7 protein-coding genes are annotated in these 21,879 nt (G+C 74.5%); 3 read left to right on the forward strand and 4 right to left on the reverse strand.

Annotated elements, in window-relative coordinates:
* Position 1: 1 nt before the first annotated feature.
* Positions 2-1,807, reverse strand: a complete 1,806-nt coding sequence (locus tag QMG73_RS06685; RefSeq protein WP_281893149.1) for a fatty acyl-AMP ligase — start codon at positions 1,805-1,807, stop codon at positions 2-4.
* Between the two features lie 232 nt (positions 1,808-2,039).
* On the opposite strand from QMG73_RS06685, the gene QMG73_RS06690 reads away from it, so the two are divergent.
* From QMG73_RS06690 to QMG73_RS06700, 3 genes are all read left to right on the forward strand, one after another.
* A complete protein-coding gene (locus tag QMG73_RS06690) occupies positions 2,040-2,981 on the forward strand; it encodes an SGNH/GDSL hydrolase family protein (RefSeq protein WP_281893150.1) in 942 nt (313 codons plus the stop codon).
* Entirely contained in the window at positions 2,978-4,174 is a 1,197-nt protein-coding gene (locus QMG73_RS06695) for a PucR family transcriptional regulator (protein WP_281893151.1), read from the forward strand. The genes QMG73_RS06690 and QMG73_RS06695 overlap by 4 nt, the downstream gene beginning before the upstream one ends.
* A gap of 152 nt (positions 4,175-4,326) precedes the next feature.
* Positions 4,327-5,574: a PucR family transcriptional regulator gene (locus QMG73_RS06700; RefSeq protein ID WP_281893152.1), complete on the forward strand. Its 1,248-nt coding sequence runs from the start codon at positions 4,327-4,329 to the stop codon at positions 5,572-5,574.
* A 44-nt stretch (positions 5,575-5,618) separates the two neighbouring features.
* Here the strand turns inward: QMG73_RS06700 and QMG73_RS06705 are convergent, their stop codons facing one another.
* Genes QMG73_RS06705 through QMG73_RS06715 form a run of 3 tightly spaced genes read right to left on the reverse strand, consistent with a single transcriptional unit; the run spans position 5,619 to position 21,736 of the window.
* Positions 5,619-7,286 carry a substrate-binding domain-containing protein gene (locus QMG73_RS06705; protein WP_281893153.1) on the reverse strand — a complete coding sequence of 556 codons (1,668 nt, stop codon included), beginning with the start codon at positions 7,284-7,286 and terminating at the stop codon, positions 5,619-5,621.
* Between the two features lie 6 nt (positions 7,287-7,292).
* On the reverse strand, positions 7,293-7,520 hold the full coding sequence (locus tag QMG73_RS06710; RefSeq protein ID WP_281893154.1) for an MbtH family protein: 228 nt from the start codon (positions 7,518-7,520) through the stop codon (positions 7,293-7,295).
* A gap of 2 nt (positions 7,521-7,522) precedes the next feature.
* Complete coding sequence (locus QMG73_RS06715) at positions 7,523-21,736, reverse strand: non-ribosomal peptide synthetase (RefSeq protein WP_281893155.1); 14,214 nt, start codon at positions 21,734-21,736, stop codon at positions 7,523-7,525.
* Between the last annotated feature and the right edge of the window lie 143 nt (positions 21,737-21,879).

Consider the following 21,879-nt stretch of genomic DNA (forward strand, 5'->3'; position numbering starts at 1 on the left):
CCTACCTGGCCGGCCGGGTGGGGAAGCCGCCGGCCAGGTAGCGTTCCCGGGCGAGGTTGCGCGTGAGCTTGCCGCTGGAGGTGCGCGGCAGCCCGCCCGGCTCGATGAGCAGGACGTCGTGCAGTGCCAGGTCGTGTGCGGCCCAGACGGCGGCGCGGACGTCCCGAGCCGCTTCGTCGGGTCCGTGGTCGCCGGGCGGCGCCGACCGCGCCCGCTCGGCCACCACGACGGCCTTCTCGACGGCTCCGTCCGGCGCCCCGAAGTGCGAAACGGCGAACGCCACCACGTGGCCGTCCGCCACCTGCGGTGCGGCCGCCGCGGCGGTCGCCTCGATGTCCTGCGGGTAGTGGTTGCGCCCGGCCACGATGATCAGGTCCCTGCGCCGGCCCGTGATGTACAGCTCGCCCTCGTACACGACACCGAGGTCGCCGGTGCGCATCCACGGGCCGATCGGCAGGCCACCGGAGCCGGTGAGCATCGCGCCGAACACCTCCGCGGTCAGCTCCGGCTGCCGCCAGTACCGGCGCGCCGTGTTGGCGCCGTACACCCAGATCTCGCCGACCTCGCCATCCGGCAGCCTGACCCGGCGGTCAGGGTCGACGATCGCGACCCGCTGCCCGACCGGCCGGCCGCACGACACCAGCTCCGAGGTGGCGGCCCCGTCCCGCGCGACCCGGGCGGTTCCCGCCGCGAGCGCCACCCGGTCGAACCGGGTCACGGTAGGCGGCCGTTCCGGCGGGTCACCGGCGACGAAGACGGTCGCCTCGGCCAAGCCGTACGCCGCGCAGATCGCCGACCGGTCCACGCCGGAGCCGGCGAACGCGTCCGCGAACGCGGCCACGGTGCCGGCGCGTACCGGCTCGGCGCCGTTGAGCCACACGAACACCCGTGACAGGTCGAAGCCGGCACGGGCCGCCGGCGCGATCCGGCGCACGCAGTAGTCGTAGGCGAAGTTCGGTGCCGCGGTGTACGCCGTACCGGCCGTGCTGAGCAGACGCAGCCAGCGTTCGGGGCGCATCAGGAACGCCACCGGGTCGAAGAAGACCGACCTGGTCCCGTGGAGCAGCGGCACCGCCACCGTCGCCAGCAGCCCCATGTCGTGAAACAGCGGGAGCCAGTTGACCGCCGTGACGGCGCCCCGGCCCTCGGCGAACGCCGTCCACAGTTGACGGACGTTGGCGGCCAGGTTGCCGTACGAGATCACCACGCCCGCCGGGGTGCGGGTGGAGCCGGAGGTGTACTGGAGGTACGCCACGTCGTCGCGGGAGGCCGCCGAACGGGTGAACGGTTCGGCCGCTGCCCCGTCGTCGTCGGCCAGTATCAAGGCGGGCCGGCCAGGACGGGCTTCGATGAATTCCTTCACCCGGTCCGCCGCCGCCGACGTGGTGACGACGCACCTCGGCGCGCAGTCCACATAGGAGCTTGCCAGCCGCTCGCCGTGCCGGGGCAGGTCGGGCGGGAAGAGGGGCACCGCCACCGTCCCCGCGTACCAGCAGGCGAACAGCGCCACCACGTACTCCGGCCCGGACGGCGCCAGCACCGCGACCCGGTCGCCCTGTGCCGCCACCCGCCGCAGGCGCCCCGCCAGCACGGTCGCCCGCCGGTGCAGCTCGCCCCAGCTCAGGTCCCGCGGCACCCCCTCAGGGTCGGCGGCGAAGTCGACGAACGTGTACGCCGTGTCGGCGGGCCGGCGGTGCGCCCAGGTGGCGAGCCTCCCGACGAGCGGCACCGCGACCGGCGCGGGGGCCGGTGCGGGCGCCGGTACCGGCCGCCGCCGACCGGCTTCCACTGTGACGATCACGCTCATGTGTCCTCCCACCCGAACCGCGATCGGGCTGGACGCCCGAACCGCGATGGGGCTGGACGCTAATCCGGCCTGAAAGGGCCCGGCATCGACCGCCCATGCGCGGCCTGCGACGAAGCCTTGTCAGGGCGTGACAATCCGAGGTCCGCGTGCGCACGCGCGTGACAACCTCGCCCGCCGCACTGCGTGAGCCGGGTTCATAGACGCTCGCCAGCCGCCGGACGAGCATCGCCACATGGTTGGTCACCGCACCCGTACACGTCCCCTGTGGATCGTCGCGAGCCTCGCGCTCGCCGCGGCGGTCTCCGGCGCCGGCACCGCCGCCATCGCCACCGCGACCGGGCCGGACGCCGGTACCTGGACCGCCGCCGAGGTGTCCGAGCAGGTCAGGACGGCCGAGGTGAGCGAGGGCGGGTACGTGGCGCTGGGTGACTCCTACACGTCCGGTCCCGGGATACCGGACGAGCGCCCGGACGCCGGCACCTGCGACCGCTCCACCAGCAACTACCCGGCACTGGTCGCGGCGGCGCTGCGCCCGGCCGCGTTCGCAGACGTGAGCTGCAGCGGGGCCGTCACCGGCGACATCACCGGCCCGCGGGGCGGCACGCCACCGCAGGTCGACGCGCTCGGCCCGGACACGACCCTGGTGACGCTCGGTGTCGGCGGCAACGACGCGGGCTTCGCCCCGGCGGTCGCCACCTGCGTGGTACTCGGCCTGCTCGACGCGGAGGGCGCGCCCTGCAACGCCCACTTCACCAGCGGCGGCGGCGACCGCCTGGCGGCCGGGATCGACGCGGTGGGCCCGAAGCTGGGCGCGGTCCTGGCCGAGGTGCGCGAGCGCGCGCCGCGGGCCACCGTGCTCGTGGTCGGCTACCCGGCGCTGCTGCCGGAGGCGAAGGACCGGTGCACGGTCGACCAGCCGATCGCCACCGGCGACGTGCCCTACCTGCGCTCGCTCAACGTGCGACTCAACAAGGTGCTGGCCGATCAGGCGGCGGCCGCCGGCGCGACGTTCGTCGACACGTTCGCCTCCAGCGCGGGGCATGACGCCTGCCAGGCGCCCGGTACCCGGTTCGTCGAGGGCATCCTGGGCGCCGAGGGTGCGATACCGGTGCATCCGAACGCGCTCGGGATGCGCGACATGGCCGACCAGGTCCTGGCGGCGCTGGGCAGATGAGCACCGGGGCGCCGGACGGCGCGGTCTCCGAGCGGGTCGTCCGGCTGGTCCGCGCCCACATCGACGAGGTGGCCGTCGAGATGACGCGGCAGATCCAGTCGGCGGTGCCCGAGTACGTGCGCCCGCGCGACGAGGCGTACGCCCGCACGGTCCACCGCGGCGTCGAGCACGCCCTGCGGCACTTCGCCGACGTGCTGGAGCGGCGCGCCGACGCCGACCAGAGCTGGCGCGAGGCGTTCAAGGCGATCGGGGCGGGTGAGGTACGCGAGGGCCGCAACCTCGACGCCTTGCACGCGGCGGTGCGGGCCGGGGCGCGGGCGGGCTGGCACCGGCTGGCCGACGCCGCCGAGCGGGACGGCGTACCGCCGGCGGCGCTCATCCCAGTGGCGGAGGCGATCTTCGCGTACATCGACGAGCTGATCTCGGCGTCGGCGGCCGGGTACACGCACGCCCAGGCCGCCGAGGCCGGCGAGCTCGACCGCCGCCGGCGGCGCCTGCTGGACCTGCTGGTGACCGACCCGCCGCCGTCCGTGGAGGCGCTCGGCCCGGCCGCCGCCGCGGCGCGCTGGCGGCTGCCGCGCCAGGTCTGCGCGGTCGCGCTCGACGCGCCCGGCGGCATCAACCCGCCGCCGGTGCTCTCCCCCGAGATACTGAGCGGCCTGCACCGGTCCAGCCGCTGCCTGGTCGTACCCGAACCGGTGGCACCCGCGCAGGTCCGCTCGCTGACGAACGCCCTCGCCCGGTTCCGCGCCGCGGTCGGGCCACCGGTGCCACCCGTCGAGGCGGCCAAGTCGCTGCGCTGGGCGCGCCGGGCCCTGCGGCTCGCGCGCCGCGGGGTGATCCGGGCCGACGGCCTGCTCTGGTGCTCCGACCACCTCGCCACGCTGGCCGTCTTCCAGGACGAGGACCTGCTGGCGACCCTCGCCGAGCGCCGCCTGGCGCCGCTCGCGACGCTGCGCGAGAGCCAGCGCGAGCTGCTCGTCGAGACCCTGCTCGCGTGGTTACGGAACAGCATGAACGCCAACGCGGTCGCCGCTCACCTGCACGTGCACCCGCAAACCGTGCGTCACCGCCTGCGGCAGCTCGGCCGGCTCTTCGGCGACCAGCTGAAGGACCCCGACCGCCGCTTCGAGCTGGAGATCGCGCTCCGCGCCGCGCACGCCCAGCGCCTCGCCCGCCAGCACCCTCGGTGATCATGAAACGTCGCTGCGTACAGAAGATCTGAACGACTAAGCGATCTCATCCGTTAAGCAGGGCAGGGCGGAAACACATTTCTGGGGGAATGGTGGTGGATGGCCGCCGCGTGCGTCAGCGTGCCATCGGCGGACAGGTGGGGAGGCACAGCATGGCAATGCCCAACCGAACGAGCGTCACCTGGCTGACGGGCAAGATCCCGCCCGCCACGGTGGACCAGTTACGGGCCGACGTCCTGGACTCCGCGGCCGAGATGGTACGGGAGATCCAGGCACACGTGCCCGAGTACGCGCGGCCCGAGGAGCGGTACGTCCAGGCGCTGCGCACCGGGGTGGAGTTCGCTCTGCGCCGGTACGTCGAACTGCTCGACCAGCACGTCGGCCGTGGCCGGGGCCCGGGAGACGACGACAGCCAGCCGATCAACTGGCGCGAGCTGTACCAGGCGGTCGGCGAACGGGAGATGCGTGAGGGGCGCAGCCTCGACGCGCTGCACGCCGCGGTGCGGATCTGCGCGCGGGTCGCCAACCGGCGGCTGCGCGCGTTCGCCGAGCGGCACGCGCTGCCGCCGAACGCGGTGGCGTGGCTCGCCGAGGCCATCTTCGACAACACCGACGACGTCGCGCGGGCGTCCGCGGAAGGCTACGCACAGGCTCAGGAGGCCGAGGCGGGCGAGTTGGACCGGCGCCGGCGCCGGCTGCTCGACCTGCTCATCGCCGACCCGCCGCCGTCGATGACGGCGCTGGCCACGGCGGCGAGCGCCGCTCACTGGCAGATGCCGCGCCGGTTGGCCGCCGTCGCCGTGGCCGCGCCCGCGCCGATCGCGCAGCCGCCGGTACTGTCACCGGAGATCCTGGCCGCCTTCGACCACTCGCAGCCGTGCCTGATCGTGCCCGACCCGAAAGGGCTGGCGCAGGTGCGGGCGCTGGTGAACGGCCTGTCACAGCACCACGCCGCGGTCGGCCCGGCGGTGTCCCCTGTGGACGCCGGCAAGTCACTGCGCTGGGCCCGCCTGGCGCTGGACCTGTCGGCGAAGGGGCTCATCCCGCGCGAGCACATCATCTGGTGCGGCGACCATCTCGCCTCGCTGGCGGTGTTCCAGGACCAGGCGCTGCTCGCCACGCTCGCCGAGCGGCGGCTGGCGCCCCTGGCCCGGCTGCGGGACGACAAGCGGGAACTGCTCGCCGACACGCTGCTGGCGTGGCTCAAGTTCAACATGAACGCCAACGAGGTGGCCGCCCATCTGCACGTGCACCCGCAGACCGTGCGGCACCGCCTGCGCCAGCTCGGCCAGCTGTTCGGCAGCCAGATCCGGGACCCGGACCTGCGCTTCGAACTGGAGATCGCGCTCCGGGCCGAGCACGCGAGACACCTCCGCACCAAGGCGGCGGTCGCACACTGACACGCGCGGTGGCCGGGCGCGACGCTGCCCGGCCACTCAACGGGTCACTGTGGCCACTGCTGGACCAGGAAATCCAAGGCCTGGAAGAAGAGGTCTTCGACGCCGTTGCCGTCCGGGCTCAGGAACGTGCGGCCGCCGGTCGCGGCGCTCATCGCCTGCAGGGCCTGCGCGTCGACGTCCGGCCCGATGCCGAAGAAGATGAGCGGCAGCGGGCGCTGGGGATCCTGCAGGGCGGCCAGCTTCGACATCACCTCGCCCAGCCCGACGCCGTTCGGGTCGTTGTCGCGCCCGTCGGTGGCGATCAGGACCAGGTTGAGCCGCCCCGCCTTCCACACGCCGCGCGCCTGACGGTACGCGGCGAGGGTGGTGTCGTTCAGCCCGGTGCGGGCGCCCGGCACGGTACGGAGCCCCGCGAGGGCCGCGAAGACGTCGCCGCGCCGCTCGCGCAGCGGCACCAGCGGCAGCACCTCCTGGTGGTCCCGCTCACCGTCCAGTTCGGACGCGAACCGCCACACGCTCACCTCGGTGGTGTCGCGCAGCAGGCCGATCAGGCGGCCGCCCGCGGCCACCGTCGCGCTCAGCCGGGTCTGCCCCCGGCCGGCGCGGCCGGCCATCGAGCCGGACACGTCGATGACGTTGAGGAGCCGGGCGCTGAGGTTGACGCCGGCCCAGCCGCGCAGCGCGGTGTCCACAGTGGCCGATGACGGCAGCGGTGCCGGCGCGACCACCGCGGTGCCGTCCCGGACCGGCGTACCGGCCGCGGTGCGCAGCCCGACCGCGGCCAGCGCGCCCGCGCCGTCGTCGACCAGCGCGCTACGCAACCGTTCGGCGACCGCGCGCGGCACGTCCCCCGCGCCGGGCAGCACGACGAACGGGTGGTCGAGCCCCGGTGTGGACAGGTCCGGGTACACCGGTACGAGCGGCTCGGCGTCCCCCCGCGCGTTGTAGCCGAGCGCCTCCTGCTCGCTGACCACCGCGCCCTGCAAGGAGTCCGGCGCGTCACCGCCCACTCTGGACAGCAGGTCGGCGCCGGCTGGCGCGGCGATGCGCGACAGCCGTCGCAGCATCTCGGCGTTGTCGGGGCCGGGCGAGTCGGACTGGCCGGCGATCCGGCGGATCTCCAGCACGCCGGACAGGCCGACGGGATCGCCGGTCGGGTCGGGCAGGCCCAGCGGGCGGGCGTCCTCGTCCGGGTCCAGCAGCGCCTGCCAGCCAAGCGGTGGCCCCGGCGGCACGAACTCGGCCGCGACCTGACCGGTGACGGCCAGGACGACCGGCGAGCTGGCCACCGTCGTACCGGTGGCGGGCACGCCGCGGCCGGCGCCGGCCGCGGACCCCGCTCGCCGCAACCACCAGGTCGATTCCGGGATCCACGCGTGCGGGATCGCGCCGTCCGGAGCCGCCAGGCGCGCGACCACGTCCGCCGATCCGGTACCGGTGACCGTCAGCCGGAAGCAGCCGCCACCCGTGTCCGGGGGTACACCGGCGGCCATCCGCGACACCGCCGGTGCGATCGACGGCGCGGCGGCCACCTCGACGCTCACCGGTTCGTCGCAGTCGTCGCCGATGATGTTCGCGAACCCGGCGCCCACCCAGCCGAGCACGATGGCCGCCAGCACGACGCCGACGACCACGAGGCGCGGCGACAGGCGGACGGGTCGGATCACCACGATCGCCCGGTGCGCGGCGTGGTACTCGTTGGATCGCGTCATCGTCGCCTACCTGCTTTCGGGGGCGTGCTCCTCCATCGCTTCCGCCAGGCTGCGCGGTCGCATGTCGGTCCAGTGCCGGTCGATGTGCGCGAGGCAGGCGTCCCGGCTGTCCTCGGGGTGGGCGACGCCCCACCCGTCCGGCACCGCGACGAAGGCCGGCCACAGCGAGTACTGCCCCTCGGCGTTGATGAGCGCGAGGTACCGGCCGTCCGGGTCTTCGAAGGGGTTGGTCACGTTCAGCTCCTCACCGGTTGAATCTGGTTGACCTTCTCGATCGCGCGGGCCACGATCGGGCCGATCCGCGCCAGCCCCGGCCGGCGCAGCATCGACCGGTGCTCGCAGCCGGCCGCGTGGATGTCGATCCGCCCGGTCACGTACGGCAGCCAGGCCAGCTCCGCGCCCGCGATGCCCGGGTCGGCGCGGAACAGCAACAGGTCGCCGTGGAACGGCGCGGGCTGGAACTCGTTGTAGAGGTGGATGTGGTTGACGACGATCGCGTCGGCGACCTCGGGCGCGGTACCGGTCAGCGAGGTGGCCGAGGCGTCCACCTCGCCGCGGGCGATCGCCAGGGCGCGGTCGATGTCGACGGCGTCCAGCCCGATCGGGTACGCGTCGAGGACCGCCAGCAGCGCCACGTGCTCCCCCTCGCTCTGCAGGCGGGTGGCGATCGCGTGCGCCACCAGGCCACCGAACGACCAGCCGAGCAGGTGGTACGGGCCGGACGGCTGCACCGAGCGGATCTGGTCGAGGTAGTCGGCGGCCATCTGCTCCACGCTCGCCGGCAACGCGCCCGTCTCGGTGAAGCCCCGCGCCTGCAGGCCGTACACCGGCTGCTCGGGGTGCAGGTAGCGCACGAGGCCCGCGTACGGCCAGCTGACCCCGCCGGCCGGATGGACGCAGAACAGCGGCGGCCGGCTGCCGTTCGCCCGCAACGGCAGCAGTACCTCCAGCTCGTGCCGGGTCTCCGGGGTGTCGAGGCGCGCGGCGAGGCCGGCCGGGGTCGGCGCTTCGAGGACCGTGCGGAGGCTGACGCCGGCCCGCAGCACACCGCGCAGGTGGCCGACGAGCTTGGTGGCGAGGATGCTGTCGCCGCCGAGGTCGAAGAAGTTGTCGTCCGCCCCGACCGCCTCCTTGTTCAGGACCTCCGCGAACGCCCGGCACAGCGCCTCCTCGTCGGCCGTCGCCGGGCCACGCGAACGCGCGATCGTGGGCGCGGGCAGCGCCTTGCGGTCGAGCTTGCCGTTGGCGTTCACCGGCAGCTCGTCCAGGCCCACGATCGCCGACGGGACCATGTAGGCGGGCAGCCGGCGGGCCACCGCCGCCCGCACACCCTCCACATCGGACGTCACGGTGTAGCCGACGAGCCGCCCGTCGCGGACCACGACCGCGGCCCGGTCCACGCCGTCGCAGGCCGCGAGGGCGGCTTCCACCTCCGCCAGCTCGATCCGGTGGCCGCGCACCTTCACCTGGTCGTCGGCGCGGCCCAGGTACTCCAGCTGGCCATCGGCGCGCCACCGCACCACGTCGCCGGTCCGGTACATCCGCCCGGGGCCGAAGGGGTTGGCCACGAACCGTTCCGCGGTCAGCGCCGGGCGGCCGGCGTAGCCGCGCGCCACGCCCGCACCGGTCACGTACAGCTCGCCGGGCACGCCGTGCGGTACCGGCCGCAACCATCCATCGAGGACGAAGACCCGGGTACCCTCGATCGGCCGGCCGATCGGCACCTGGTCGCCTTCGAGGGGCTCGCTCACCGTCGCGCACACGGTCACCTCGGTCGGCCCGTACGCGTTCAGCAGCCGCCGCCCCACCGACCAGCCGGCCGCGGTCTGCTCCGGCAGCGCCTCCCCCGCCGACACCACGGTGCCCGGGGCGGCCGATGGTGTCACGGCGGCCAGTACGCTCGGCGGCACCGTCGCGTGCGTCAGGTCGCCGCGGGCCGCCAGCTCCGCCACGGGGTCCGGGCCGGCCACGACCACCGCCCCGCCCGACGACAGCGCGCCCCACAGCTCCCACACCGAGGCGTCGAAGCCGGGCGACGAGAACCAGAACACCCGGCTCGTCGCGTCGAGCCCCAGGCGGCGCACCTGCGAGCGCGCCATGGCCGGTACGCCGCCGTGCGGCACCACGACACCCTTGGGCGCGCCCGACGAACCGGAGGTGTAGATGACGTACGCGCGATTCCGGGGGTCGAGCCGCACGGCGGGCGGCGGGCCGGCCGGCCCGTCGACGAACACGTCCGCCGCGCTGAGCAGCCGCTCAGCCCCCGCGTCGCGGCACATGAACGCGATGCGCTCGGCCGGGTAGCCGGGGTCCACCGGCAGGTACGCCGCGCCGGCCTTGAGCACGCCCAGCATCCCCACCACGAACTCCAGCGAGCGCGGCATCACCAGGCCGACGACCTGCTCCGCGCGCACCCCGCCGGCGACCAGGCGGTGCGCCAGCCGGTTCGAGGCCGCGTCCAGTTCGGCGTACGTCAGCGAACGGTCACCCGCGATGACCGCGACCGCCCGGGGCGTCCGGGACGCCTGCGCCGCGAACAGCCGTGGCAACAGCCCGTCCGGCTCGCCCGCCGAGCCGGCCCAGTCGCGAAGGAGGCGGTCACGCTCCTCAGTGGACAGCAGGTCGACCTCGCCGACCAGGCGGCCGGCGTCTTCGGCGACCGCGGCCAGTACCCGTTCCAGCCGGGCCAGCAGCGACTCCACCGTGGACCGGTCGAACAGGCCCGGCCGGTAGCGCAGGGTCAGCTCCAGGCCGTCCCGGTGCGCCGCCGACAGCGACAGCGGGTAGTGGGTGTCGCCCCACCCGTCGACCGCGCTGACCCGCAGCGGTCCAGCGTCCAGGCCCTCAGCGGGCAGCGGGTAGTTCTCGAACACCGTGATGGTGTCGAACAGCCGGCGGTGCCCGCTGAGCCGGTGGATCTCGCTCAGTCCCAGGTGCCGGTGCGGGATCAGGGCCGCCTGCTCGTCCTGGATCCCGGCCAGCGCCTGCGCGAGCGTCCGTGACGGGTCGAGCAGGATCCGCACCGGAACGGTGTTGACGCACAGGCCGACCACCTCGGGCGCCTCCGGTGGGCGTACCGCCACGGTGGCGCCGAACACGACGTCGTCGCGCCCGGTGTGCTGGCCCAGGACCATCGCCCAGGCCGCCTGCACCGCCGTGTTCAGCGTGACACCGAGGGCGTTGAGCCTGGCCCGCAGCGCCGCACCGGTGTCCGCCGGCAGCTTGAGATGTACCGCCTCGGGCGGGCGCTCGTCGCCACCGTGCGCCGCGACCAGCGTCGGCTCTTCGACGCCCGCCAGCGCGGCCCGCCACGCCGCACGGGCGGCAGACCGGTCCTGAGCGGCGAGCCAGGCCAGGTAGTCGCGATAGGGCTGCGGTGCGGGCACGGCGCGGCCGCTGTACCCGGCGAGCAGCTCGCGCACCAGGATGGGCAGCGACCAGCCGTCGAGCAGCAGGTGGTGCGCGGTGATGACCAGGCGGTGCCGGTCGTCGTCGAGCACGATGAGGGTCATCCGCAGCGACGGTCCACGGTGGAGGGCGAACCGCTCGGCGCGGTCGCGTTCCAGCAGCAGCCGCAGCGTCTCCGGCCGCGCCCTCGGCTTGACCCGGCGCAGGTCGACGCGGCGCCAGGGCAGGCGGGCGCTGGCCGGTACCACCTGGACCGGGCCGGAGGCGCGCTGCAGGAACGCCGCGCGCAGGTTGCCGTGCCGGACCAGCAGGGCACCGGCCGCGTCGCGCAACGCCTCCTCCCGCAGCGGGCCGTCGAGGTCCAGCGCGAGCTGCACGGTGTACGGGTCGCGGGGCGACACGTCGGTCAGGGCGTGGAAGAGCAGGCCCTCCTGCAACGGCGTCAACGGCCACACGTCGCGCACCGGCACGTCCGGCGCGGCGGCGGCGAAGGACGCCTCGATGTCGTCGATCTGGTCCTGGACGAGCCGCACCAGCGGCAGGTCCGAGGGGGTGAGCCCGCCGGCGCCGGGCCGGCGGGCCTGCGCCGCCAGGGCGCGCAGCACCGCGAACCAGTCCCGGGCCAGCTCCCGCACCCGCTCCTCGGGCACGAGGCCGGCCGCCCAGGACCAGGTGGCCGCGAGCCGTGACCCGCCGGGGGCGTCGTGCGCCACGGCGGTCAGCTCCAGGACGTGCGCGAGCGGCGTGTCCGGGTGGGCGCCGGGTCGCTGGGGTCCGCCCAGTACCGGAGCCCAGCCGTCGCCTGTGGTGACGCGGCCGAGGTAGTTGAAGCCGACCTCGGGCGCGGGCAGGGCCGCCAGCACCGGCTTGGTCTCGGCGTCGAGGTAGCGCAGCAGGCCATATCCGATGCCACCGTCCGGTATGGACCGGAGCTGCTCCTTGACCCGCTTGAGCGCCACCGTGGTGTCCGACCGGTGGACGTCGCCCGGGTCGAGCCGCACCGGGTGGATGCTGGTGAACCAGCCCACGGTGCGCGACAGGTCGACCGGCCAGCGCGGACCGTCCGGCCGGCCGTGGCCTTCGACGTCCACGACGACAGGCCCGCCGTAGCGGCGCCGCACCGCGATCGCGAACGCGGCCAGCAGCACGTCCTGTACGCCGCAACGGAACGCCGCCGGCACGCGGGCCAGCACGTCCGTGACGTCCGACGTGGACAGTTCGAGCGTCAGGTGACGGGCGGTGCCGAGGGTGTCGCGGCTGGGATCGAGCCGCCGGGTGGCGATCCGCGCCCGCGGGCCGTCGAGCACGGCCGTCCACAGGGGAAGCTCGTCCCGGGTGCGGGGGTCGGCGGCGCGGCCGGCCAGTACCTGGCTCCAGCGGCGCACCGACGTGCCGGCCGGTGGGAGCTGGACGGTCTGCCCGGTGGCGGCCGCCTGCCAGGCCGCGTGCAGGTCGGGCAGCAGGATCCGCCACGAGACGCCGTCGACGCAGAGGTGGTGGACGACGACGAGCAGGTGTTCGTCGAACAGCACCGCGCGCAGCGTGGCACCCGACGAGGGATCGAGCTCGGCGCTCGCCTCGGCGAACTCCCGGGCGACGGTCTCGTCGGTGGCTGGCCCGGCGACCCGGCGCAGGCAGGCGGCCGCGTCGACGGTCCCGACCGGACGGACACGGGTCGCGGGTGCCCTGGTCTCGGATGCCCTGTGCAGGCGCAGGGCATCGTGGTGGTCGACGACCGCCTGGAGCGCGGCCGCGAGGTGGTCGTACTCGATCCCGGCCGGCACCCGCACGAGCACCGACTGGTTGAACCCCGCGAGGGGCCCGCCGCGCTCGGCCCACCACTCGGTGATCGGGGTGGCGCCGACCGGCCCGACCGGCGCGTCCTCGACCTCCGCGTCGGCGGCGATCGGGGTCGCCACGGCGGCCAGCGCGGCCGGCGTGCGTGCGTTGAACACGTCGCGCGGCGTGATGGCCAGCCCGGCCTGCCGCGCCCGGCTGACGAGTCGCATCGCCATGATGCTGTCGCCGCCGAGGTCGAAGAAGCCGTCGTCGGCTCCGACCTCCGCCCTGTGCAGCACCTCGGCGAACACCCGGCAGAGCATCTCTTCGTCGCCGGTCGCCGGCCTCCGGGACGGGGCGAAGGTGGGGACGGGCAACGCGCCGCGGTCGAGCTTGCCGCTGCCGTTGACCGGCAACTCGGTCAGGCCCACGATCGCCGACGGCACCATGAAACCGGGCAGCCGGCGCGCGACCGCCTCCCGGACGCCCTCGACGTCGGGCGGCACCACGTAGGCCACCAGCCGCCCGTCGCGGACCGCGGCGGCGGCCTGCCGCACGCCGTCGCAGGCAGCGAGCGCGGCCTCGACCTCGCCCAGCTCGATGCGGTACCCCCGCACCTTGACCTGATCGTCGGCGCGCCCGAGGAACTCCAGTTGACCGTCGGCGCGCCACCGGACCAGGTCGCCGGTGCGGTACATCCGCTCCCCGGCCGGACCGAAGGGATTGGCCACGAACCGTTCGGCCGTCAGTGCCGGCCGGCCGAGGTAGCCGCGGGCCACACCGGCGCCGGAGACGTACAGCTCGCCGGGGGCACCGGGCGGCACCGGGCGCAGCCGGCCGTCGAGCACCCGCACGGTCGTGGCGGTGAACGGGCGGCCGATCGGCGACACGCCGGCGCCATCCTGGTACGGCTCGCTCATCGTGGCGAAGACCGCTGTCTCGGTTGGACCGTACACATTGACCATCCGCCGCTCGCCGGACCACGGCGCGAGGACGCCGGCCGGTACCGTCTCGGCGCCCACCAGCACCGTGCGGAGCGCGAGGGCGCCGGCCAGTTCGGGCTCGCCGGCGGCCGCCGCCAGGAGGGCGGCCAGCGCGGTGGGCGTCTGGTTGAGCACGGTGACCCGCTCGTCGACGAGCAGCCGCAGGAACGCCGCCGGCGTGCGGGTGGTCTCCTCCGGTACCACGACGAGGCGCCCGCCGTGCAGCAGCGCGCCCCACAGCTCCCACACCGAGAAGTCGAAGGCGTACGAGTGGAACAGCGGCCACACGTCATCGGCGCGGAACTCGAATAGCTCTGTGGAGCTGAACAGCCGCGCCGCGTTGCCGTGCGTGACGACGACGCCCTTGGGCGTGCCGGTCGAGCCGGACGTGTAGATGACGTACGCCGGATTGCGCGGGTCGAGCCGCACCACCGGCGGCCAGTCCGGACCGTCCACAAGGACGTCGCCGGCGGTCAGCAGTCGCTCGGCTCCGGCGTCGCGGCACAGGAACGCGATCCGCTCCGCCGGGTAGCCGGGATCGACCGGCAGGTACGCGGCGCCGGCCTTGAGCACGCCGAGGATCGCGACGACCAGCTCGACCGTGCGGGGCATCGCGAGCGCCACGACCTGCTCGGGGCCGGCGCCGTCCGCGACGAGCCGGTGGGCCAGCCGGTTGGCGGCGATGTCCAGCTCCGCGTACGTCAGCGACCGGTCGCCGCAGGTCACCGCCACCGCACCCGGTGTACGGGCCACCTGGGCGGCGAACAGCGCGGGCAGCAGGGCGCCCCGTGCCTCACCGGAGCCCGCCCACGCGGTGAGGATCCGGTCGCGCTCCTCATCGGACAGTACGTCCAGGTCACCGATCCGCCGCCCGGTGTCGCCGAGCGCGGCTGCCAGCAGCCGCTGGAGCCTGCCGACCAGCGACTCCACTGTGGAGCGGTCGTACAGGTCGGTGCGGTACTCGACGGTCCCCGCGATCCCACCGTCCTCTTCTGCCAACGAAAAGGACAGGTCGAGCCGCGACGTGCCGGTGTGTACGGGCACCGGCTCGCACCGCAGCCCCGGCAGGCTCAGGTCGCCGACGGGCTGCTGCCACGCGAGCATCACTTGGACGAGGGGGTGGTGCGCCAGCGACCGGTCCGGGTTGAGCACTCCCACCAGGTGCTCGAACGGCACGTCCTGGTGTGCCAGCGCGCCGAGGCCGCGCTCCCGCACCCGCCCCAGCAGCTCGGCGAAGCTCGGGTCGCCCGAGGCGTCCACCCGCAGCACGAGCGTGTTGACGAACATGCCGGTCAGGTCCGCCAGGGCCGGGTCGGGGCGACCGGCGACCGGTACGCCCACGGGGATGTCGGTGCCGGCGCCGAGCCGGCACAGCAGCGCCGCCAGCCCGGCCTGTACGACCATGAACGGGGTCGCGTTGCCGGTGGCGGCGACCCGCTTGATCCGCTCGTACAGGGCAGCGGGCCAGTGGAAAGCGACCACGTCCCCTTGATGTGACGGCGAAGCGGCGCGGCGGTCGGCGGGCAGGTGGATGCGCTCCGGCAACCCGGTCAGCGCCTCCCGCCAGTAGCTGTCGTCCGGCACCATTTCGCGCTGCCACACCGCGTAGTCCACGTACCGCACCGGCAGCGCCGACCACGCCACCTCGGCGCCCGCGACCCGGCACCCGTACGCGAACGCGAGGTCCCGCCACAGCACGCCGGCCGACCATCCGTCGACCGCGATGTGGTGCGAGACCACGAGCAGCACGTGTTCGCCCGGTGCGGGCCGGAACAGGTGCGCCCGCAACGGTGCCTCGCCGGCCAGGTCGAACGCGTACCGCGCGGCGCGGCGCAACGCGTACGGCAGGTCGGCCGGATCGACGGCTTCGGCGCGCAGGTCCGGGCGGACCGCCTCGGGTTCGAGGACCCGCTGGTACGGCGCGCCGCCTTCCTCCGGGTAGCTGGTGCGCAGGGCCTCGTGGCGGGCCACCACGTCGGCCAGGGCCGCGCGCAGCGCCGCGACGTCCAGGTCGCCTTCGATCCGGACGGCGACGGGCACGTTGTACGTCGGCTGCGTCTCGTCGAGGCGGTGCAGTGCCCAGAGCCGCGCCTGCGCGAACGACAGCGGCGGCCGTGCGGGGCGCGTGGCGAGCGCCAGCACCGGGTTTCGTGGCGCGGCCGCGCGGAGCCGGGGCGCGAGCGCGGACGGGGTCGGCGCCTCGAAGACGTCCCGGACGCCGACCTCCGCGCCCAGGTCCCGCCGCACCAGGCTCACCAGCCGGGTCACCGACAGGCTGTCGCCACCGAGGTCGAAGAAGCTGTCGTCGGCGCCCACCGCCTCCTTGTTCAGCACCGCGGCGAACGCCCGGCAGAGCATCTTCTCGTGCTCGGTCGCCGGCTCGCGGGACGGGGTCGAGGTGGGGGCGGGCAGCGCCTTGCGGTCGAGCTTGCCGTTGCGGTTGATCGGCAGCTCGTCCAGCCCGACGATCGCCGAGGGCACCATGTAAGCCGGTAGCCGGCGGGCCACCGCCTCTCGCACACCCTCCACATCGGACGGCACCACGTATCCGACCAGCCGGCCGTCCAGCACTGCGGCCGCCGCCTGCTTCACACCGTCACACGCGGCGAGCGCCGAAGAGACCTCGCCCAGCTCGATCCGGTACCCGCGCACCTTCACCTGGTCGTCGGCCCGGCCCACGAACTCCAGGTGCCCATCGGCGCGCCACCGCACCACGTCACCGGTGCGGTACATCCGGCCGCGCTCGAACGGGCAGGCGACGAAGCGCTCGGCCGTCAGCGCGGGGCGTCCCGCGTAACCGCGCGCCACACCGGCACCGGCCACGTACAGCTCGCCAGCGACGCCCGGTGGTACCGGTCGTAACCACGCGTCCAGTACCCACAGCCGGGTGCCCTCGATCGGTCGCCCGACCGGCACCCCCGCCCCGTCCGGGAGCGGATCGCTGACCGTGGCGCACACGGTCACCTCGGTCGGCCCGTAGGCGTTCAGCAGCCGCCGCCCGGCGGACCACTCGGCCAGTACCGGCTCGGGCAGCGCCTCTCCGGCGGCGACGACGGTCCCCACCGGTACCGCCGACGGGTCGAGCCCGGCCAGTACGCTCGGCGGCACGGTCACGTGCGTGATGCCGTCGCGCGCCGCCAGATCCGCCACCGGATCCGGGCCGGCGACCACAATGGACGCCCCCGACGACAGCGCACCCCAGAGCTCCCACACCGACGCGTCGAACCCCGGCGACGAGAACCACAGCACACGCTTGCCCGGCCCCAGTCCGAGCCGCCGGACCTGCGCGGCCGCCATCACCGGTACGCCGCTGTGCGGCACCACGACGCCCTTCGGCTCCCCCGACGACCCCGACGTGAAGATGACGTAGGCGGCGTTGCGCGGGTCCAGCGCCGGTATACGCACCGGGTTGGCTCGGTCCTCGGCGAGGCTTGGCCCGTCGGTCAGGATGTCGTCGGCCGTCAGCAGCAGCCTCGGCCGCGCCTGTTCGAGCAGCAGGCCCAACCGGTCCGGCGGGCAGTCCGGGTCGACCGGCAGGTACGCCGCACCGGCCTTCAGCACGCCGAGCATCGCCACGACGAACTCCAGCGAGCGCGGCACCGCGAGCCCCACCACCTGCTCCGGCCCGGTCCCGTCCGCGATCAGGCGGCGCGCCAGCCGGTTCGAGGCGGCGTCCAGTTCGGCGTACGTCAGCGACCGCGCGCCGGAGACGACCGCGACCGCGTCCGGTGCCCGCGCCACCCGCGCGGCGAACACCTCCGGAAGGGTCACGCCCGCCTCCACCGCCGCCGACCCGGCCCACGGACCCAGAACGCTCGCGCGCTCGGAGTCCGAGAGCAGGTCGATCTCACCCACCCGGCGCCCCGGGTCGTCCACCGCCGCCGTCAACAGCCGCCCCAGCCTGCCGATCAGCGACTCCACAGTGGAACGATCGAACAGGTCGGTGCGGTACTCGACACTCCCCGCGACCCCACCGTCCTCCTCCCCCAACGAGAAGGACAGATCCAGCCGCGCGGTACCGGTGTGCACCGGGATCGCCTCGCACCGCACCCCCGACAGGACCGGTTCGACCGCCGGCGTGTGCTGCCACGCCAGCACCACCTGCACGAGGGGGTGGTGCGCCGGCGACCGAGCCGGATTGACCACCCCCACCAGATGCTCGAACGGTACGTCCTGGTGCGCCAGGGCACCGACGCTCCGCTCTCGCACCCGCTCCAGCAGCTCGGCGAAGCGCGGATCGCCCGAGACGTCGACACGCATCACCAAGGTGTTCACGAACATACCGGCCAGGTCCGCCAGCGCCGGCTCCGAGCGCCCCGCCACCGGTACCCCTATCGGCACATCGGTGCCCGCGCCGAGCCGCGACAGCAGCGCCGCCAGCCCGGCCTGTACCACCATGAACGGCGTCGCCCCGCGGTCGGCCGCAAGCCCCTTCACGCGCTCGTACAGCGAAGCCGGCCAGTGGAACGCCACCACATCGCCCTCGCGCGAAGCGGCGGCCGGACGGCGGTCCACCGGAAGGTCGATCCGCTCGGGCATTCCCGCGAGGGCCTCGCGCCAATAGCCGTCGTCCGGTGCCGCCAGAGCCTGTCGCTGCCACGCCGCGTAGTCCGTGTATCGCACCGGCGGCTCGGTCCACTCCGGAGCCTCACCGGCGTACGCCGACGCCAGGTCCCGCCACAGCACACCGGCCGACCACCCGTCGACCGCGATGTGGTGCGCCACCACCAGCAGCACGTAGCCACTGTCCACTGTGAACAGGCGGGCGCGGATCGGGAGCTCGCTGGTGAGGTCGAACGGTTCCCGGGCGGCCCGGCGCAGCGCCTCGTCGAGGTCGGTCTCGTCCAGAGCCGCCTCATCTACCGCAGCGGTCCGCAGCACCGTGCCCACCTCGGCCGGATCGAGGACCCGCAGGTACGGCACGCCGTCCGCCTCCGGGTAGACGGTGCGCAGCACCTCGTGCCGGGCCACCACGGCGTCGAACGCCGACCGCAACGCGGCCACGTCGAGGTCGCCGGAAATCCGCACGGCAGCCGGCATATGGTAAGCCGGGCTCGGCCCGTCGAGCTGGTGCAGGAACCACAGCCGCTCCTGCGCGAACGACAGCGCCGGCTTCTCCCGCGAGGCCACCGCTCCCACGAGGGCGGGTGGCTCGGCGGGCCGGAGCCGGAGGGCCAGCGCCCCCGGAGTGAGCGCCTCGAAGACGTCCCGCACGCTCAGCTCCACGCCCAGGTCCCGCCGCACGTGGCCCACCAGCCGGGTCACGGACAGGCTGTCGCCGCCAAGCGCGAAGAAGCTGTCGTCGGCGCCGACCGCCGGCAGGCCCAGCACCGTGGCGAACGCCCCGCACAGCATCTGCTCGCGGGCGTCCGCTGGCTCGCGTGACGTCAAAAAAGTGGGTGCGGGCAACGCCTTGCGATCCAGCTTGCCGCTGCCGGTCAGCGGCAGCTCCACAAGGGACACCACGGCGGAGGGGACCAAGTACGCCGGCAGCCGGCGGGCGAGAGCCTCCCGTACGGCCGCCACGTCCACATCGGCCGGTGTCACGTACCCCACCAGCCGCCCGTCCCGCACCACGGCGGTCGCTCGCCGCACCCCGTCACATGCGGCGAGCGCCGCCGAAACCTCACCCAGCTCGATCCGGTACCCGCGCACCTTCACCTGGTCGTCGGCCCGTCCCAGAAACTCCAGTTGCCCGTCGGGGCGCCACCGCACCACATCGCCGGTCCGGTACATCCGGCCCGGCCCGAAAGGGCACGCGACGAACCGTTCCGCCGTCAGCCCGGCGCGCCCGGCGTACCCCCGCGCCAGCCCGGCACCGGCCACGTACAGCTCACCGGCCACCCCGGGCGGAGCGGGGCGCAGCGCGCCGTCGAGCACGTACATGCGCAGGTAGCGCAGTGGCCTGCCGATCAGGCCGGCGCCCGCTCGCGCGTCCTCGTGGCGCAGCGCGGCGTACGTGGCGTGCACGGCGGTCTCGGTGGTGCCGTACATGTTCACCATGACCGGCGCCTCGTCCGGGTGCCGCTCGTACCACCGGGCGAGCAGCCCGAAGTCCAGCGGCTCACCGGCGAACACGACCGTGCGCAGGGCGAGCGCCCGATCCAGGTCGGGTTCGGCGCGCGCGGCCTCGTCCAGCGCGGCGAACGCGCTCGGCGTCTGGCTGAGCACCGTCACCCGCTCGGAGATCAGCAGCCGGAGCAGGTCGGCGGGGTTCCTGGTGGTCTCGTCGGGCACCACGACCAGGCGGCCGCCGTGCGCCAGGGCGCCCCACATCTCCCACACCGATACGTCGAACGCGCACGAGTGAAACAGCGTCCACACGTCGTCGGGGCCGAACCCGAACTCCTCGCTGGTGGCCGCGAACAGCCGCGTCACGGCGTGATGGCTGACGGCGACGCCCTTGGGCACGCCGGTGGAGCCGGACGTGTAGACAAGGTACGCGGGATGGCCGGGCAGCAGCGGCGCGCGCCGGTCGGCGTCGGTGATCGGCGAGAAGGGGAAGACTCCGGTGGTGGGCGGGTCGTCGAGCGCGAGCACGGGCGCCTCGGTGTCCGGCAGGTCACCGACTATTTCCCAGGTGGACAGTACGACGTCGGCCCTGGCGTCGGCGAGCAGGAACGCGATCCGCTCGGCCGGGTAGCGCGGGTCGACCGGCAGGTACGCGGCACCGCTCTTGGCGACCGCGAGGATCGCGACGACCAGGTCCTCCGAGCGCGGCACCACCACGGCGACGGTGCGCTCCGGGCCGGCGCCGGCCGCGATCAGCCGCCGGGCCAACTGGTTCGTGGCCGCGTCCAGCTCCGCGTACGTCATGTCGCGGTCCCCGAAGGTCACGGCCACCGCGTTCGGGCCGCGCCGGGCCCGCGCCGCGAACAGGTCGGGCAGCAGGGCGGATCCCTCCGCGCCGGCGGGCGGACGGCGCGGTACCCAGTCGCCCAGCACGAGGCGGCGTTCGGCGCCGGTCAGCAGCTCGACGTCACCGACGACGGCGTCGCGCGATGGGCCGGTGATGGCACAGACCACCGCGCCCAACACGGCGAGCACCCGGCGGTGGTGGCCGGCGATCTCCCCGGCGTCGCACCGGTCGGCCGGCGCGTGGGAGTCCACATGCAACAGTCCGTCGCCCCGGTCGTAAGCGGTCACGGCGAGGTCCTCGACCGGCCCGACGGAAATCGTGTGGAGCGTGCCGGGGTGACCGCCGAAGCTGAGGCTCTGCTCGAACGGCATCGCGTTGACGCGTACCCGGGCCAGTTCGCCGAAGCCGCCGGTCAGGCCGAGGTCGCGCGCGATGTCCTCGCCCCGGTAGCGCTGGTGCCGCAGGGCGTCGCGGATCCCGGCGGACACGGCGTCGACGAGGTCCACGAGCGGCGTGGCGGCGGTGACCGCGACCCGCAGCGGCAGCACGTTCGCCGCCATGCCGGGCACGCTGGCCACGCGCCGGCCGGGCCGGGCGGTCACCGGGAGGGCGAGGACGATGTCGGTCTGCCCGGTCACCCGGTGCAGGTACCCGGCTGTCGCGGCGGTCAGCAGGCTCGCCCAGTGGGTCTGCCGCGCGCGGGCCGCCGCCCGTACCCGGTCCGCCTCCGCGTGGGACAGCACGGCGGTCCGGTCGACAGCACCGCTCACCTCGGCCACGGCCCGGTCGGCGACGAGCGTCGCGGGATCGGGATGGCCGGCGAGCCGCTCCGTCCAGTATCGACGGTCCGATTCGAACCTCGCGGACTCCCGGTACCGCGCGTCCTCCTCGACCAGCAGCCGCAGCGGCCCGAACGACGCCGGCTCGGCGGGCTGGCCGGTGACGGCGGCCGTGTACAGCTGGGCGATGCGGCGGGTGAGCGCCGCGGCGCCGAACGCGTCGGCGGCGATGTGGTGGACGCACTGGTAGAAGGCGAAGCGGTCTGGTCGCAGCCGGAACAGCGCGCAGCTGAACAGCCGGCCACCGCCCAGGTCCATCGGCCGGGCCGCGTCGGTGCGCATCCACTTCTCGGCGGCCAGGCGCGGGTCGGGCGCCTCACTGACGTTGAACACCGGCATGGTCCAGCCGGTCAGCGGGACGACCTCCTGGATCGGGTCGCCGTCGGCCTCCGCCAGCCGGACCCGCACCGGCTCGGCCTCCGCCGCCGTCCGCAGCACCGCGGCCTCCATCGCCCGCGCGTCCACCGGCCCGTCGATCTCGACGTACTGCGCGATCTGGTAGCCGCCGCCATAGGGCGCGAGCTGCTGGGCGAGCCAGATCTCGCGCTGGGCCGCGGAGACCGGAAGGTACGTACCGCTCACGCAGATCACGCCTTTCCCCAGATCGAGCCGGTCACCAGATCGATCCGGTTACCGTGCGGCGGGACGCCGTCACCCGGTACTACGCCGCTCCGTGACCGCATTCGTACGCACCGGAGCAACAGTTCGACCCGCCCGGGTTGTCA

This window comes from Phytohabitans aurantiacus (assembly GCF_027923225.1).
GTDB lineage: Bacteria > Actinomycetota > Actinomycetes > Mycobacteriales > Micromonosporaceae > Phytohabitans > Phytohabitans aurantiacus.